Here is a 16,738-nt window from a genome sequence, read left to right on the forward strand (position 1 = left end):
TCATATGTCATAGCGTTTTGTCATATGTCATAGCGTTTTGTCATATGTCATAGCGTTTTGTCATATGTCATAGCGTTTTGTCATATGTCATAGCGGATATTCTCCAACTGCCCCAGCTGGTCAAAGCCGACATTGCCTCCGGATATGACAAAGCAGACCTTCTCGTCCCTCTCTGGTGCATAGGCATCTTCCAGTACTGCCGCCAAGCCTACTGCTGCTGAAGGCTCTGCAAGAATCTTGCCTTCCATCAACAGCATCTTCATCGCTTTCAGGATCGATTCGTCCCCTGCCTTCAGCATACCATCAGCATATTTCTGCACAACCGGAAAATTGCGTGCGCCCGGCTGCACTGAAACCAGTGCATCGGCGATTGTACTGCGGCTTTCGACCTTCATCCTGCCGCCGTGCTCCAGGCTTTCACTGTACCGGGGCACTGCTGCAGGTTCCGCACCGAAGATGCGGATGCCGGATGCGCTCTCCTTGATGGCGGTCAGAATGCCCCCAAGCAGTCCTCCGCCACTTGTGGGCACAATGACGGTATCGAGGGATGGATGCTGTGCCATCAGCTCGAGGCCGACGGTGCCCTGTCCCGCCATGATGTCATCATCATCATAGGGATGGAAAAGTGTATATCCATTCTCTTTGGCCATCCTTTCACTGACGGCAAAACGCTCCGTGACTTCGGTCTGTACAATATGTGCACCCAACTGTTCGATGGCCGAGGCCTTGAATGGCGGTGCAGTATCCGGGATGACAACCGTCGCCTCGATGCCGAGTTCCCTTGCGGCATGGGCGAGGGCCTTGCCATGATTTCCGGATGAGGCGGTAATGATGCCCCTCTGCCTTTCTGCGTTGGACAATTTGAGGATCTTGCTGATTGCACCGCGGTATTTGAAGGCGCCGGTCACCTGCGTGTTTTCAAGTTTAAGGTAGACTTCGCATCCCAGGAATCTATCCAGTGCGTGTGCCCTGTGCAGAGGCGTCTCCACGACATGTGCTCCGATCCTTGACTGTGCCTCCCTGATTTTTCCCAATGTAACTGTCATGTGATCCCCTTCCTTTCATCCCCATTATACACGCGTCATAAAAACTCACAATTTTATAAATAGGGAGGCAATTCGGTTGCGGACGGGGAGGAAGGAGACTTATGATGAATAGGAGGAAAAAGAATGAGGAGGAAAAGAAATGAAAGCAGTATTTCATGAAAAAGAGCAGGGCCTTAAAGGGCTGCACTATGGAGATATGGATGTACCGGAACCCGGCCGGGGCGAAGTGAGGATCAGACTGAAGTCTGCAGGCCTGAATCATAGGGATCTGTTTGTGCCCGACCGGCATAAGCCGGATGACCCGGCTCTGATTTTGGGATCTGACGGCGCGGGCACCGTTGATGCCGTAGGTGAGGGTGTCGGCAATGTGAAGGCCGGTGATCCAGTCATCGTCAACCCGTCATTGGGCTGGCAGAAGAACAGTGATGTGCCCCCTGAAGGGTTTGATATTGTCGGCCTTCCAGGTCATGGGACCTTTGCGGAGTATATTGTCGTCCCGGAAGAGAATGCGGTGCCAAAACCTGAATATCTGACATGGGAGGAAGCGGGTTCATTTGCGCTATCCGCCATGACCGCTTACCGTGCCCTGTTCACCCGTGCCGGGCTAAAAGAGGGGATGAGTGTCCTGATTCCGGGTGGAACGGGCGGTGCAGGCATATATCTCATCCAGTTTGCAAAAGCAAAAGGAGCAACTGTCTACATCACTTCACGCTCCGAAGAAAAACGCAAAAAGGCGCTGGAGTTGGGTGCAGATTTCGCCATCGACAGCGAGGCGGACTGGGATGATGCCATGGATGGCAAAAAGGTGGATGTGGTCATAGAAAGTGTCGGTGCGGCCACATTCAACAAGGCGCTCGATCAACTCGGACGGGGCGGAACGCTTGTCGCGTTTGGCGCTTCTACGGGGGACACTGTAGAATTGAACTTGAGGAAATTCTTCTACGGCCAGTTCAATCTTCTTGGCTCCACGATGGCAAGTACCGAGGAGCTCCATCAGATGCTCGAGTTTTCAGAGCATCATCAGATCAGGCCGATCATCGACCAGGCACATCCGCTATCGGGCTACAAAGAGGCCTTCAACTATCTGGAGAGCGCTGATATGATGGGAAAAATCGCATTTACAATGGATGAATAGCGGCGATTGCAGGGCGGACATGGAGTGGTGTTTCATGTCCGCCCTACAATGCTGAAGACTTTTACAAAAGCACTCGACGGTTAGATTTGTGTCAGATAGGGTATTGTTGGGATTAAGTCGCTTTATCAAACTGTGACAGGAGATGAGTGGAATGCCGAAGATCAAAGATGAAAAAGATGTGTATGAACTGGATGTGGGGCGTTTCGAAATTTTTTTCAGGAAGCGCTACAGACTGCTCTCGATCATCAACGATCTATCACTGGGTCTTTGGTTTACAGTCGGCAGTATCATGTTCTTCTGGAGTACGACACAAACAATTGGCACATTACTGTTCCTGCTCGGGAGCCTGCAGCTTCTGGGGCGGCCGATACTGAAACTGATTCACGCCTTTTTTGTGAAAAGGGATACGCGCAGAACTGGAGGGCATCCTGAGGAAGAATATGACCTGAACCGTCCATATCGGGATGAAGCGGATTGAAATGGGTGAATGAAAGGATGAATGGATGCATTATAAAAAAGTACTCCTGGCAGTAGACGGTTCGGAAAACAGCAGAAGAGCCGCATACGAAACCGCAAGATTGGTGGACGGGGGCGCAAATGTCACAGTGCTTCATGTGCTCGATCCGGACGATACGCAGAAGGATGTCGTACGGTCGAGTACAGAGAGGGAGTGGAACAAGCAGAAGAAGGATACACTTTCCACCGTCATCCGCTATTTTGATGAAGCGGATATTGATCATAAGTATCTCGCCAGACGGGGGCTCCCATCGAGGGAAATCATTGAGGAAGCCAATTCAGGCAACTATGAAGTGCTCGTCATCGGCAGCAGAGGACTGAATATATTCCAGGAGATGGTGCTTGGCAGCGTCAGCCATAGAGTGGCAAAATACTCCACAATACCGGTCATGATCGTCAAATAGACAATTCCGTAAAGGATTGTCTATTTTTTATGCGCCTTGCGCACAGAAAAGGCTTGTGATAATTTTATAAAGGAGATAAAATATTTGAAAATTGAGAAAAGTAGGGTGCGGAAGCGAAAGGGCACCAACAGGGGGAAGGAATGAAACTATCATTTTGGAGGGGATGGAAATGACACAACGGTCAAAATTCAAGGATCCGGGTTTCATACTTGCGATTGTCGTTCTTCTGTATTCGGCATTCGTATGGATATGGTGGCCACATGAAACGTATGTTGCAGGGGTGGCGCTGACTGCCTGGCTCATGCTGGCCGGCATCATCTTATGGTTCATGCTCGCAGTCGTCTATGTTTTCTGGATTGAACATGTTGAGGAATCGGTGAAGGAAGAAACAGAGAGGAGAGGGCCGCATGAGAATAACTGAAGCGATCATCGTAATGCTGTATCTTCTATTCATGATCGGGATAGGACTCTACTTCTATAAAAGGGCGCGTTCATCCTCATCAGATTATTATACTGCCGGCTCCAACATCAATACATTTGTCGGTGCATTTGCCATCGCAGCTGCCGTTGCCAGCTCAAGTTCACTGATGGGGGCAGTCGGCTCGGGCGTGACACTCGGTCTGCCGTATTTCTTTGCATATGCATTTGGGGCGATCGGCATCCTGCCCTTTGCGATGTTCCTCATTTCTGGCCAGGTGAGGCGGGCGGGCGTCAAGACGATGCCGGACTTCTTCGATCAGAGGTTCGGACGCTCCGTACAGATTCTTTCGGCCATCATCGTCGTGCTGGCAATGACATTCTATATGGTGCCGCAGTTGACGGCTTCAGGATTGATCGGGTCTTATGTTCTTGGTATTGATTATATATGGGCCGTCATCATTCTTGGCCTCGGGTTCACAATCTATGCGGCACTGGGGGGCATGTGGGCGATCACCTACACGGATCTGTTCCAGGGAGCGATCATGCTCCTTGGTGTCATGGTACTCGCCATGTTTATACTGTTCGATCACAGCGGGATATTCACGCTGCTGAACGACGCGCTTGCAGTCGATCCGAATTTCGGTGATGTCACACAGCCATGGATGGCATACTTCGGTCTCTTCATTGCATTCCTATGGTTCGGCATCATCTCGCCATCTGTCGTCATGCGTAATTTTGCATCAAGGGACGCGAAAACGGCACGACGTTCATCCATGTGGGGTACGCTCATCTACCTGCTGCTCTTTTTGAGCGGTATGGTTGTGGCAATGGCCGGTGCCAGCCTCGGCATCGCAGATCAGCTGGATAATGCAGATATGATATTTGTATCTGTCATCGAACACTATCTGCCACCGATTGTAGGCGGCATCATGCTGGCGGGGCTCCTTGCCTCCATCATGTCATCTGCCGATGCGATGCTGCTCGCCGTATCTGCAGGTGTTGCATATGATATCTACAAGAAGAACATCAACAAGGATGCCAGTGAGCGTCTGATCACCCTGCTCAGTCTGATTGTCATGCTTGTGGCCAGTGTGGCAGGCATACTCATCGCCATCAATCCGCCGCAGCTCATCGCAATCATGGTCGGTTGGGTTGGCGGGTTCCTGTTATCCTCGTTCGGTATTCCTTTTGTGCTCGGCATCTGGTGGAAGCGTGCCAACAAACAGGGTGCATTTGCGGGTATGCTCGGGGGTGCAGCCGTATTCCTCATACTCGTGTCACTGCAGATTCTGCCGACGAATGCCGAGCCGATCATTGCAGCGCCGGTATCACTTATACTGACTGTTGGTGTCAGCCTGATGACTGCGCCACCGTCCAGGGAAATACAGGACCAGGTCGACCGCTATCATACGCATATTGAAGCGGAAGTAAAAGCGAAAGCTGCCGTCACACAGCCTGAGGGGTATGGTTATGACACTGATCGGTAAGCAGGAGAAATATATTGAACAACTCGGGGAGCAGACCGTGGAAGTAAACGAACTCCCCGGCATCATCAAGAAATCGCTCGGCATACGAGGGAAGTTCAAGCCGGGTATGGACGAAAGTGCAATTGCTGAAGACATCCATGCTGCAGAAGTGGTCTATCATCTCATGTGGATTGTACAGAATACGGTGGTTGCCACACGGCGGCCCTTCAAACCGAAACGGATACCCAATATCATATTCGTCGATGCTGTATCCGGATACCGGGGACTGCTCTCCACTGTTCCCTTCATATCCGAAACAGCAGTGGAGAAGGACAGGATCATCAGCCATATCATCGACGCCCAGGCGGTCGTACAATACATCAAGGATGTGCAAAGCAACCAGATAGACCGTTCCTATGTGCTCAAAAAGCCCGGCCACGAACAATCCGAGCCGAGACTCGTCCATCTGCCGCTATGGAAAGTCGAGATGAAAGGTCAGACCGGGAGGGAAATACATTACATCAATGCAAACACAGGGGACTCAGAGAATTTCATGAGCAGACGCTGGGCAAGTGGCGTTGACCTGATGAAGTAGGAAAGGAGAAGCAGGATGATCAATATAGTCCTGTACTTTATAATTGGATATATTTTAGTGAAGGGTATATTGATCTATTCTATTTCAGAACCCGATCCAAATCGCTTTCTCACCTTCAAATTAGGAGAAATGAGATTTAAACAGGCCGAAAACCTTGAGGATCTGGATATGGAACGGCTGCATCAGCTGGAAAAATCCACTTTAGTCCCTGTAGCGATTGTGTATATTACAGGACTCATCATATTCCTGTTCATTAATCCGGTCATTGCCAACTGGTTCAGCCTGATGCTGGTCCTCATGCTGCTCGGATTGCAGGTGGTCATCGACTTCAATATCTACAGGAAGCTTAAAGACCGCCTGTTTGCCACTACAGCAGTGATAAGTGTGGCAGGCATTGTATCAGCGGGAAGTTTTGCCATAGACAAGAGTGTATCATCGCCGAAGCTGCTCTTCTCTGAGGAGTATATGATGGAGAAGGAAGAGGAGCATTATATTTTCTATGAAAATATAACAGATGTGACAATGACGAAGGATACTCCGAATGTCCCGTATAACCATTATGTGTTCGGGTTCGGCAACCATATGAACGGAAAGTTTGAGGACAGAGAGGGCAGATATGTTATAGCCTTGGGAGATAAATCTGAAGAAAGCATAAAAGTGGTGACAGACAGGGAACAGTATCATATCAATGCTGTTTCGCCTGAAACCACAGAAAAGTGGTATGAGGAACTGAAGGACAAGGTTCAATAGAGCATGGTTCAGCCATGCTCTTTTTGTCATTCCTCCCCCGGTATGGCATAATTCCCTAAGGAGGTATGACGATGATATTCACCTTAACTTATATTCTATTGGCTGGTATCCTGATCCAGAACTTCTACACGCATTTCTTTTCCGAAAAAAGAAACTACTTCAGCTTCGATGATCGCCGCTTTACAGATGATGATTACCTTAAAGTGCAGAATCTCGGGATCGGAAAGATAGAACGCATTTTTCTCATTATTATGCTCGTGCTATCCCTGATGGCGTTATCCATTCATCTGTTCTTCGACCCAGTACTGTCGATATGGGCAATTGTATCGGTGGTCGGCATGCTGCTGATTTTGAATGTTATTGTTGATTTGAAGCTCTATACAGTTACATATTCGAAGAGCCACCTGTTGATGGCTGGATTCTGGCTGGTGATCATCATTGGTGGTCTGGTCGCTTTTTGGAACCAGAGCGTAGATGATGTGGATGTCGAGTTTGATACAGACGGTATCGCAATAAACGATGAACCGCCAATTCCCTTTGATGATATCGATCGTGTGGAGATGACCTCGGAAGCACCAGAGATTCCATTCAATCATAATCTCTTCGGCACCCACCTGCAGCTCCATGGTTTCATAGAGGGTGAAGAAGCATTATATGACATGAACATCGAGGATCGTACCAGTGACATGCTTGTCGTTGTAACCGGCAATATCCGCATCTACCTCAATGACCGGAATGGTTCTACAACGAATGAGTGGTATGAGAATCTGAAAGAGAAGACGGAATAGAGGCTTCCTTTGACATGGAAGGCTTTTCATAATGTATGATAAGAGGGATTTCATAATATTAAAATTCAGGATGAGGTGCAGTGGATGAAGGACAGAAGCATAATTTTCTTTGATATTGATGGCACATTGCTGAACCGGGAAAAGAAACTACCAGAATCTACGAGGCGTGCAGTAGGCGAATTGAAGGATGCCGGACATATTGTCGCAATTGCCACAGGCCGGGCCCCGTTTATGTTCAAGGAACTCAGGGAGTCCCTCGGAATCGAAACATACGTAAGCTTCAACGGCCAGTATGTGGTGCTGGAAGGGGAGGTCATCTACAAGAATCCACTGGATGCAAAGGCATTGGATAAGATGACTGAGGAAGCGCTCGGAAACGACCATCCTGTCGTCTACCTGAATGAGGATGACATGATGTCCAATGTTCCCGAGCATGAGTACATTACAGAAGGCATATCCACTTTGAAGCTCGATATGATGCCAGGGCATGATCCGAGTTATCATGAGGTGAAGGAACTGTACCAGACACTGCTGTTCTGCCCGGAAGGGGAGGAGCAGCAGTACGAAGCGGCCTATGATGCCTTCGACTTCATCAGATGGCATCCCGTATCGGTCGATGTCCTGCCAAAGGGAGGCTCGAAGGCGAATGGCATTGAAAAGGTGATCGACCGTCTCGGATTGCCCGCCGACAGGCAATATGCATTCGGGGATGGCCCGAACGATCTGGAAATGCTGAGCACGGTGCATCACAGTTTTGCGATGGGCAATGCAGCGGACAGAGTGAAGTCGCATGCGAAATATGTCACCAAAGATGTGGATGAGGACGGTATCCTGCATGGCCTCCAAATGGCCGGACTGCTCAAATAGTAATAATGGACCAGAAAAGGACTGCAATTTTGCAGTCTTTTTTATTTTCCCGAAATATTGACCGTCATCAATTTCTAAAGTGCCATCTTGGGATATAATGATAAGTGAAAAGGATACTGGAAGCATGAAATACACGGTACAGGAATGGAAAGGACGCAGATATATGAACAGGGAGGAGATAATTTGGCAGCAAACCACGGCAACCATAAGATGTGTGTCAGGAATGTACCAATCTTCAATCATCTGACTGAAGAGGAAATGAATGAAGTGTTCAGGAAAGTGGAATCGCGATCATATGCCAAGCATGGTCACCTTTATATGGCAGGAGAACCAAAAGATTCGCTGTTCGTCCTCCACAGGGGGAAAATCAGGATCTATCGACTGAATGAGGAAGGGCGGGAACAGCTGATCCGGGTGCTGATGCCGGGTGACTTCACCGGTGAACTGGCCCTTTTTGGAGAAGATGCACTGCATGACTCCTATGCAGAGATTGTGCAGGATTCAAGGGTGTGCGAAATCAGGAAGTCCGATCTGTATGTCCTGCTCAAGGAGTATCCGGATATCGGCATCAAGATTATCGAACGTTTCTCCAGACGGTTGAATGAAGTGGAACAGCAGGCGACGAATATTGCACTGCTGAACAGTGAAGAGCGTCTGATCGAGTATATACGGACACATGCCGATGATGAGGATTTTCTGACGCTCGGAATGACGAAAAAGGATCTCGCCTCCTACCTGAGCATGCAGCCGGAAACTTTGACCCGCATTTTCAAGAAGCTCGAGTCTGATGGAGTAATTGGAAAGGTCGACAACAGGGTCTACCGGGTGCTCGACTATTCAATACTGTGACGAATGTGTGGAGGCGACGGTCAGGCGTTTGAATTCCCGTGCCCAGGGTATAGTTATCATGATTACATTAAAGGAAAGGTGATAATGGATGGCTAATTCAGATAAGAAGCAGGAAGTAAGAGAAGCACTCAATCTTCAAGTCGCCAACTTTACAGTACTATGGACAAAACTGCATAACTATCACTGGTATGTAAAAGGCCACAACTTCTTTTCCCTGCATGACAAATTCGAAGAACTCTATGACACTGCCTCCACTTATGTGGATGAACTCGCAGAAAGGCTGCTCGCGATTGGTGGAGAGCCAATCGGAAAGCAGTCCGATGCCATTGAGAAGGCAAGCGTCAAGGAAGCGGAATATGACATTGACGCGAATGAAATGGTGAAGCAGCTGGCACAGGATTATGATGCTGTCATCAAGGAATTGGATGAAGGCATCAAAATTGCAGAAGATGCCGGAGATGATCGCACGGCAGACATCTTCATCGGCATGATCACCGATATCGAGAAGAATAACTGGATGCTCAAATCCTTCCTTGGAAAAGAAGTCAGCCAATAATAGGAATTACAAAAATGATCCGGCCTGCAATGTGAGGCCGGATCATTTTCTGTGCTACTTCTTATATCCATAAACATCCACATTTTCACTGTTCGGTCTTCTGATATTGTATTTCCATGCTTCATCTTCATCAATCATCTTCTTGACAGCATAGATGGTCAGGAACTGCAAGACGATGATTGGCAGTCCCATCATGCCCGAGATGACTTCAAGCGGTGCAAGTCCACCGATCTGCATGAAGACGAGTGCCATTCCTGTGATGACAAAGGCGATGAAAATTCTCATGAACTTCGATGGATCATTTTCACTCATGTCCTCCCTGCTGGTATAGGCGGCAATTGTGAATGTGGTGGAGTCGAGCGTGGTCGTCAGGAATATCATCGCAATGATGATATAGAGGACCATTACCATTCCCGACCATGGCAATGTCTGAAGAATGTCAGGGATGATCTGTACCGCTTCCTGCTCTTGGGCGAGAGAGAGGACATCAAGTTCTCCATTCAATTGTCTATGGACGCCGATGCCGCCCAGGATGCCTGTGGCCACCCAGGAAAGGGCTGTCGGTGCCAGAAGATATGTCAGAATCATTTCTTTAATCGTCCGGCCACGTGAAATCTTAGCTGCGAATACACTGTGCAGCATGGCCCACGTGGCACTGTAGGCAATCCAGAATATCATGTGGTCCCTCATATGCGCCGTCTGTTCCACCGCCACCGAATCCGTAAATAGCGAATATGTCATATAGTTGTTCAGCAGATGACCGATGGTGTCTGTGAAGAAGTCCATGATGAATATGCCTGGTCCGATAACAAGAATGAACAATGCCAGGAATGCAGCCAGATATATGTTCAATAGACTGAGACGCTTTATTCCTTTCTCAATGCCCAAGTAGGCACTGAGTGAAAACAATGCGACCCAGATGAAGGTAACGATCATTGTCATGGTGAATGTTACTTCGGTATTGAGCAGCGCAGCAAGATTCGATGTAATGATCGGTGTGCCGAGGCCGAGTGTTACTGCAGCACCTGAGAGTATGCTGACCAGGAAAAGGATGTCTATGACGATGCCGCCGATACCGTCCGTAAAGCGGTCCCCGAAAATCACCCGTGTGGCCTCGGAAATGCGCATCATCGGACGTTTTTTTACATGAATGATATAAGCGATGGCTGGAGCTGTCATGACGAATATTGAAAAGATCTGAAAACTCCACATGTACATCGCATAGGCGTTCCCCCAGAGGAAAGATTCGCCCGAACCCGGTTCGATGCCGAAGGGTGGATTATTCGAAACTTCTGCCCATTGCACCATACCGGTTCTCATAATGGTGGAACCAAGTCCCATCGCAATAAGTATAGAGGCGTATGAAAATAGTGAAAAACGCGGCCGTTCATCCGGTTCTCCAAGTACAACCTGACCATATTTCGAGAACGACAGATAGAGTCCCGCAACAAGAAGTAGGGTCGCGTACCAGATGTAACCCCAACCGAAGGAGGAAACAATCTGATTGAAAATACCATTGAGCAATGTCAGTGATTCCGATTCATAAAGGGAGAACGGAATGCTGATTGCTAAAACCAGAAGTATGGAGGGGAGAAAGATTTTCCAGTCAATCTTCTTCCAACCGCTTTTCTTTGGTTCGCTTGACATAAGTTATTCTCCTCACGTATTTGATTTTTACATTCATTTAACATGTACAATACACATATACACCATGCTAACATATTAAAACATGAAATTTATACATTGGCTGGGAATTGAGGTATAGTACAATAATATAAAGGTTATCCATTCGATCAGGATGGAATTACAGATGAATGGAGAAGTGAAGAAATGAAAGCCTCAAATAACAGGGAATTGTCCCTGAAACTCTATGTCGTCCTACACCATGCTTTTAATGCTTTCCAGACTGAGGCATTTAAGGACATGCGCACACACGGCCTCAACCCGACGGCCTTTGCTGTACTGGAGCTGCTGTACAGCAAAGGCCCGCAGCAGGTGCAGCATATCGGGGAGAAAGTGCTGATATCCTCGAGTTCCATCACATACGTGGTCAACAACCTCGAGAGGGAGGATTATGTCAAAAAGGAACAGTATGAAGCGGACCGCCGTGTTTCATATGTTTCGCTCACGGGTAGAGGACAAGCGTTGATGGATAAGATATTCCCCGAGCATGCCGAGCGCCTGGAACAGGTGGCGGGCGGGCTCGATCCAGAAGAGAAGGCGCAATTGATCGACCTGCTCAAGAAATTGGGGAAGAATGTTTCGATATAGTGTGTCTTATCCGTGGCATCATTCTTACAAAGGAGAGATATCATGGCAGAACTGAATTTGGCAGTAATATACTATAGTTCGACTGGTACCAATCATCAGATGGCCCAATGGGCCGAGGAAGCAGGTAAGAGTGTTGGAGCGAATGTAAGGCTGCGCAGAGTGCCGGAAACAGCACCAATGGAAGCAATAGAGCAGAATCCTGCCTGGAAAGAGCATTACGAGAAGACGCAAGATGTTGAAGAGGCGACGACTGAAGACCTGGATTGGGCAGACGCCATCATCTTCAGTGCACCAACGCGTTTTGGCGTGGAAGCTTCCCAATTCCGGGCATTCATCGATACCACAGGTGGTCTGTGGGGACAGGGCAAATTGGTCAATAAAGTGGTCAGTGCAATGTCTTCTGCACAGAACTCCCATGGTGGTCAGGAAGCCACAGTATTATCCATCTATAAAACGATGGCCCACTGGGGAGCAATCATCGTTCCACCGGGCTATACAGACCCTGTACAGTTTGCATCCGGCGGCAACCCTTACGGTGTCTCTGCAACAGCAGGCGAAGAGGGTATCGTGGAAGATATTGAAGAAGCGGTGAAGCATCAGGCAAAACGTACAGTCGAGACCGCCAAATGGATTAAGGATGGGCAAGGTCAGTAGAAGAATAAAATGATGTGAAAACGACCGGGGAATTCGTTCCCCGGTCGTTTTTGTCAAGATAAATTCCAACTAGATGTTTCGGGGGGGCCCTTAAGGGGTAAATTTAGACTGTGTAAACATATGATAAAGGATGGGATATTATGTTCTACCATAGAAAAGAGTTGCAGTTCGAGTCCAAGCCGGAAAAACCGAATCCGGTATATGCGAAGATGTTGCAGGAAGTCATCGGCGGACAGTATGGCGAAATGACAGTAGCGATGCAATACTTATTCCAGGGATGGAACACAAGAGGAAACGAGAAGTATAAAGACCTTGTAATGGATACGGGGACCGAAGAGCTTGGACATATAGAGATGCTCGCGACAATGGTGGCAAGACTGCTTGATGGCGCGCCGATCGACGAGCAGGAGAAGGCGATGAAGGATCCGGCAGTCGGTGCCATAATGAGCGGCATGAACCCACACCATGCAATTGTCACCGGCCTCGGTGCAGGACCCGAGGACAGCGCAGGTGCGAAATGGAACGGTGGCTACATCATAGCCAGCGGCAACCTGCTGGCGGATATGAGGGCGAACTTGAATGCAGAGTCCCAAGGCCGTCTGCAAGTGGCCCGTCTGTATGAAATGACCGACGACCCGGGCGTCAAGAAGATGCTTTCATTCCTGTTGGCGAGGGATACCATGCACCAGAACCAGTGGATTGCAGCCATCAAGGATCTGGAAGAGAAGGAAGGTGTAGTGACACCATCTACGGTCACAAATGATATGGAAGCGACAGAGTTCTCCCACCGACTCATCAACTTCTCGGAAGGCGAACAGAGTTCACAGCTCGCCTGGATGGATGGCGTGACACCGGACGGTGCGGCAGAATTCCAGTATGAAAGTACACCGAAGGCATATGGGGACATTCCTGTACTGAAGCCGGCACCAGGCTATATGCACAATACACCACCATTTGAAGACAAGAAATAGGTGAAGTGATAAAACAATAAAAGCATTCCTTCCAATGAGATGCTCACTCATGGAAGGAATGCTTTTTATATTATATGTGTTCGACAAAGAGGTACTGGGCAACTGTCTGGCTGATCTGAATTTCCTTGTTGGATGTTCCATGATGCAATGTGAGGAGATCGAGCCCGCTATCCTTATCGGTTACTGTAACAGGGTCGCCGATCTTCAGGTCATGGTTTTTAAAATAATGGAGAAGTTTTTCATCATCAACGATGCGGGAGATGCGCACTGGGACTCCGATTTCAGCTTCGGTCAGGTGCAGCGTCCTCACTTCCTGAGCATCCATATGTTCAACGGATATGGCGCCGCCATGGGGACAGTGTGCTGGATAATCAAGGTAGTGTTCAAGCTTATCCGCAAGTATCGTACTCGTTGCATGCTCCAGCATTTCAGCTTCCGTATGGACTTCATTTATGGAGAAGCCGAGGTGTTTCACAAGAAACACCTCCCATAGGCGGTGTTTACGGATCAGTTTTTTTGCGTATTCTGTACCTTCCCTGGTGAGTTTGCTGCCTTTATAGGGCGTATATGCAACCCAGCCGGACTTGACGAGACTGTTCATCATTTCTGTCACAGTGGGCGGGGAGATATTCAAACGATTGGCAATTTCCTTGTTGGGCACCTGTTCGGTCCTCCCCCCGAGCTCGAAAAGTATTTTTAGATAGTCTTCTTTAGTGGGACTCACATCCAGCCCTCCATTTCTCATTTATGTTATATCATTTCAGGCAGTTCATACTTGATGCGCGTATAGTGGGTGAACTCCACACCACGTGGTGTCAGTCTGTATTTTTTATTCTGCTTTTCAATATATTCATTCAGCAGCAGGTGGTCGATATGGCGGTTGAACTGTTTCGGCGTCAAGTTGAAATGGGACATGATCTCCTCCTGCGTCAGAGATTCATGGGACTGTTCATTCAGAAGCATCAGTATCATTGCACGGTTGAACTGCTTTTTCTGACGCGCCTTCTGGATGCGGCTGCTGACCCAACCATTGGAGTTGAACAAAAAAACGATCATGAATGTGATCAGGGCAATGAAGGATGTCGTGCCTGCTACAGACAGGTCGAAGTAGAAGCTGGTGTAGTAGCCGGCGACACTGTTCAGAACAGCAAAGAATAGGGAGAGCATGATCATCGACCCCATGCGTTTGACAAGCAGATACGCGGTAAGGGCCGGGGCGACAAAGAAATTGATGACGAGTATTGAACCTACAGCATCAAAGGCCGCGACCGCAGTGACGGAAACGAGCGTCATCAGGGCATAGTGGATGAATGCAGCAGAGAAGCCGGCGATATATGCAAATTTGGGGTCAAAGCTCGTTATCTTCAGCTCCTTGTAGAACAGAAGGACAAATGCGATGTTGATGAGCAGTATAATGGAGAGCTGCCACAGTGCATTTGGGATGCTGAACCCGAGAATTTCGATGCGGTTGAATGGTGCAAAGATGACTTCACCCATAAGTACGACATCAAGATCCAGATGGACATCGCCGGCATATTTTGAGACGAGGATGATGGCAATGGCAAACAGGGCGGTAAAAACGAAGCCGATGGCCGCGTCCTGCCGGATCAGCCGGGTCTGTGAGACCAGTTCTATGATGTAGACGGTGAGTACCCCGACCAGACTTGCTGCAATGATGAGCCATGGGGAACGAATGTCGTTTGTGATGAAGAAGGCAAGTACGATGCCAAGCAGTATGGTATGGCTGATCGCGTCTGTAACCATGGCCATGCCCCGGAGTACAAGAAATACGCCAAGCAGACTGGTCGCCATGGCTGTCACAATGAGCACAAAAAGGACTTCAACCATCATGTGCGTTCACCAATCTTCCTTTTCTGGATGCTGCGCCTGAGCAGCCCTTTCCTTGAAAAAATCAGTGAGAGGACGACGAAGGCGGATAACACCAGTATGATTGCAGGGCCGGTGGCAATGTCATCTCCAGCGGTGCTGATGTAGGTTCCAATGAAAGCGGCGGCTGCCCCTGTTGTCCCTGCAATAAGCAGCACATGGAAAAAACGGTTCGACCACAGCTGGCCGATCACTGCCGGGGCGATCAGCAAGTTGACAATGAGGATGGCCCCCACAGCTTTTAGTCCCACCGCAATCAATGTGATTGTAATCGCCAATATCATGAAGTTCATGAGCGGATTGCTGATGCCGATGCTTCGGCTGTATATCGGATCGAATATATATATTTTGATCTGCTGGTAGAATAGTGCAAATATGAGCAGGCTTAATATGGAGGCTGCGATTATGAGATAAACATCACTTCTCAGCATGTAGGCTGCCTGGCCGAATATATAATCCGACAGACCCTGGGTTCCATCGAAATTCGGGTTTCCCTGGACAAAACTCATCAATGCCATACCAAGCCCGAAGAATGAGGAGAGCACAAGCGCAAGGGCGCTGTCCAGCGTAATTTTGGACTGTTCAGTAATGAGCTGGATGATGAAAAATGCGACGATGCCAAGTATGAGGGCACCAAGTGCCAGAGAGAATGTATCGCGGATGCCCACGAGCATGAAGGCAATCACTATACCCGGGAAGGTGGCATGGCCGATGGCATCCCCGATCAGGCTCTGCCCCTTTATGACGCTGACCGTACCGATGACTCCGGAGGCAAAGGCCAGTATGACTGTGCCGAACGCGACAATCAGGAAGGTGTAGCCGGATAGTATGTCAATCATGAGAACCACTCATCTCATAGTAGGCTCTGTTGATATTTTCTTTCCTCCATGCGGAGCCGATTGTGCCTTCGGCGATGACGGTCTTGTTCAGTATAACGACATGATCAAAATATTCTTCAACTGTATCCAGGTGATGGTGGACAACGATGAATGTCTTGCCCTCCTGCTGCAGCTGTTTCATTATGCCGATGATCAGCTTTTCAGTCGTGATGTCTATTCCCTGCAGTGGTTCATCCATAATATAGATATCTGCATCCTGTGCGATGGCGCGTGCAATGAAGACCCGCTGTTTCTGTCCGCCTGAAAGCTCTGATATCTGACGGTTTTTGAAAGCTTCCATCTTCATTGTTTCCAGAGCGGATAGGGCAATGCTTTCATCCTTGCGATTCGGGCGCTTGATCCATCCTTTATGGACGTAGCGTCCCATAAGCACGACATCCAGTACAGTGGCTGGAAAATCCCAGTTGACTTCTCCTTTCTGCGGGACATATGCCACCCGCTTCAGAGCATGTCTGGCATCCCTGCCCTCGATTTCAATCTTTCCAGATACAGGGCGGATCAACTTCATGATCGATTTGATGAGTGTCGATTTGCCTGCCCCGTTGGGGCCTACTATGGCGGTTCTGCTGTTTTCCTGGATTGACATGTTGACGTGCCATAATGCCGGCTTCTCCTGATAGGCGACATTCAGATCTTTTACAGTGATGAGTGGTGTCATATGTTT

Annotated in this window: 20 protein-coding genes; 14 read left to right on the forward strand and 6 right to left on the reverse strand. The window is 48.7% G+C overall.

The window, feature by feature from the left end; all coding sequences use genetic code 11:
- Positions 1-80 precede the first annotated feature (80 nt).
- A complete protein-coding gene (locus BO53_RS0109375; RefSeq protein WP_031547572.1) occupies positions 81-1,046 on the reverse strand; it encodes a threonine ammonia-lyase in 966 nt (321 codons plus the stop codon).
- Positions 1,047-1,185: 139 nt separating this feature from the next.
- Here BO53_RS0109375 and BO53_RS0109380 point away from each other — a divergent pair, with 139 nt between their 5' ends.
- The 11 genes from BO53_RS0109380 to BO53_RS0109430 all read left to right on the forward strand — a co-directional run bounded on the left by BO53_RS0109380 (position 1,186) and on the right by BO53_RS0109430 (position 9,392).
- Entirely contained in the window at positions 1,186-2,181 is a 996-nt protein-coding gene (locus BO53_RS0109380; protein ID WP_031547574.1) for a zinc-binding dehydrogenase, read from the forward strand.
- Between the two features lie 151 nt (positions 2,182-2,332).
- The gene (locus tag BO53_RS13420) at positions 2,333-2,659 is read left to right on the forward strand and encodes a YrhK family protein (protein WP_051683082.1); all 327 of its coding nucleotides are present in this window, start codon (positions 2,333-2,335) and stop codon (positions 2,657-2,659) included.
- Between the two features lie 25 nt (positions 2,660-2,684).
- Positions 2,685-3,101 (forward strand): universal stress protein, encoded by a 417-nt coding sequence (locus tag BO53_RS0109390; RefSeq protein ID WP_031547579.1) that lies wholly within the window; start codon positions 2,685-2,687, stop codon positions 3,099-3,101.
- Positions 3,102-3,270: 169 nt separating this feature from the next.
- Positions 3,271-3,522 (forward strand): hypothetical protein, encoded by a 252-nt coding sequence (locus BO53_RS0109395; RefSeq protein ID WP_051683083.1) that lies wholly within the window; start codon positions 3,271-3,273, stop codon positions 3,520-3,522.
- Positions 3,509-5,008, forward strand: coding sequence for a sodium:solute symporter family protein (locus BO53_RS0109400; protein ID WP_084185008.1), 1,500 nt, complete (start codon positions 3,509-3,511; stop codon positions 5,006-5,008). Before BO53_RS0109395 ends, BO53_RS0109400 begins: the two co-directional genes overlap by 14 nt.
- A complete protein-coding gene (locus BO53_RS0109405) occupies positions 4,992-5,582 on the forward strand; it encodes a hypothetical protein (RefSeq protein ID WP_031547585.1) in 591 nt (196 codons plus the stop codon). The genes BO53_RS0109400 and BO53_RS0109405 overlap by 17 nt, the downstream gene beginning before the upstream one ends.
- Before the next feature lie 129 nt (positions 5,583-5,711).
- The gene (locus BO53_RS0109410) at positions 5,712-6,332 is read left to right on the forward strand and encodes a hypothetical protein (RefSeq protein ID WP_031547587.1); all 621 of its coding nucleotides are present in this window, start codon (positions 5,712-5,714) and stop codon (positions 6,330-6,332) included.
- A gap of 71 nt (positions 6,333-6,403) precedes the next feature.
- Entirely contained in the window at positions 6,404-7,120 is a 717-nt protein-coding gene (locus BO53_RS0109415) for a hypothetical protein (RefSeq protein WP_031547589.1), read from the forward strand.
- An 84-nt stretch (positions 7,121-7,204) separates the two neighbouring features.
- The gene (locus BO53_RS0109420; protein ID WP_031547591.1) at positions 7,205-7,987 is read left to right on the forward strand and encodes a Cof-type HAD-IIB family hydrolase; all 783 of its coding nucleotides are present in this window, start codon (positions 7,205-7,207) and stop codon (positions 7,985-7,987) included.
- Between the two features lie 183 nt (positions 7,988-8,170).
- A complete protein-coding gene (locus BO53_RS0109425) occupies positions 8,171-8,836 on the forward strand; it encodes a Crp/Fnr family transcriptional regulator (RefSeq protein ID WP_031547593.1) in 666 nt (221 codons plus the stop codon).
- 88 nt (positions 8,837-8,924) lie between these two features.
- A complete protein-coding gene (locus BO53_RS0109430; RefSeq protein ID WP_031547595.1) occupies positions 8,925-9,392 on the forward strand; it encodes a Dps family protein in 468 nt (155 codons plus the stop codon).
- A gap of 54 nt (positions 9,393-9,446) precedes the next feature.
- Here the strand turns inward: BO53_RS0109430 and BO53_RS0109435 are convergent, their stop codons facing one another.
- Complete coding sequence (locus BO53_RS0109435) at positions 9,447-11,039, reverse strand: BCCT family transporter (protein WP_031547597.1); 1,593 nt, start codon at positions 11,037-11,039, stop codon at positions 9,447-9,449.
- 183 nt (positions 11,040-11,222) lie between these two features.
- Between BO53_RS0109435 and BO53_RS0109440 the strand changes: the two genes are divergently transcribed.
- The 3 genes from BO53_RS0109440 (at position 11,223) to BO53_RS0109450 (ending at position 13,288) form a co-directional block, all read left to right on the forward strand.
- The gene (locus tag BO53_RS0109440) at positions 11,223-11,663 is read left to right on the forward strand and encodes a MarR family winged helix-turn-helix transcriptional regulator (RefSeq protein WP_031547599.1); all 441 of its coding nucleotides are present in this window, start codon (positions 11,223-11,225) and stop codon (positions 11,661-11,663) included.
- 42 nt (positions 11,664-11,705) lie between these two features.
- Positions 11,706-12,317, forward strand: coding sequence for an NAD(P)H:quinone oxidoreductase (wrbA, locus tag BO53_RS0109445; protein ID WP_031547601.1), 612 nt, complete (start codon positions 11,706-11,708; stop codon positions 12,315-12,317).
- A 140-nt stretch (positions 12,318-12,457) separates the two neighbouring features.
- Entirely contained in the window at positions 12,458-13,288 is an 831-nt protein-coding gene (locus BO53_RS0109450) for a manganese catalase (RefSeq protein WP_031547603.1), read from the forward strand.
- A gap of 70 nt (positions 13,289-13,358) precedes the next feature.
- Here BO53_RS0109450 and BO53_RS0109455 read toward each other — a convergent pair whose 3' ends face one another.
- Genes BO53_RS0109455 through BO53_RS0109470 form a run of 4 tightly spaced genes read right to left on the reverse strand, consistent with a single transcriptional unit; the run spans position 13,359 to position 16,732 of the window.
- On the reverse strand, positions 13,359-14,012 hold the full coding sequence (locus tag BO53_RS0109455; protein ID WP_031547605.1) for a metal-dependent transcriptional regulator: 654 nt from the start codon (positions 14,010-14,012) through the stop codon (positions 13,359-13,361).
- Between the two features lie 26 nt (positions 14,013-14,038).
- Positions 14,039-15,139: a metal ABC transporter permease gene (locus BO53_RS0109460; RefSeq protein ID WP_037342117.1), complete on the reverse strand. Its 1,101-nt coding sequence runs from the start codon at positions 15,137-15,139 to the stop codon at positions 14,039-14,041.
- Positions 15,136-16,014, reverse strand: a complete 879-nt coding sequence (locus BO53_RS0109465; RefSeq protein WP_031547609.1) for a metal ABC transporter permease — start codon at positions 16,012-16,014, stop codon at positions 15,136-15,138. Before BO53_RS0109465 ends, BO53_RS0109460 begins: the two co-directional genes overlap by 4 nt.
- Positions 16,007-16,732: a metal ABC transporter ATP-binding protein gene (locus BO53_RS0109470; protein WP_031547611.1), complete on the reverse strand. Its 726-nt coding sequence runs from the start codon at positions 16,730-16,732 to the stop codon at positions 16,007-16,009. The genes BO53_RS0109465 and BO53_RS0109470 overlap by 8 nt, the downstream gene beginning before the upstream one ends.
- Between the last annotated feature and the right edge of the window lie 6 nt (positions 16,733-16,738).

Origin of the sequence: Salinicoccus luteus DSM 17002, assembly GCF_000712035.1 — a bacterium.
GTDB classification, from domain to species: Bacteria; Bacillota; Bacilli; order Staphylococcales; family Salinicoccaceae; genus Salinicoccus; species Salinicoccus luteus.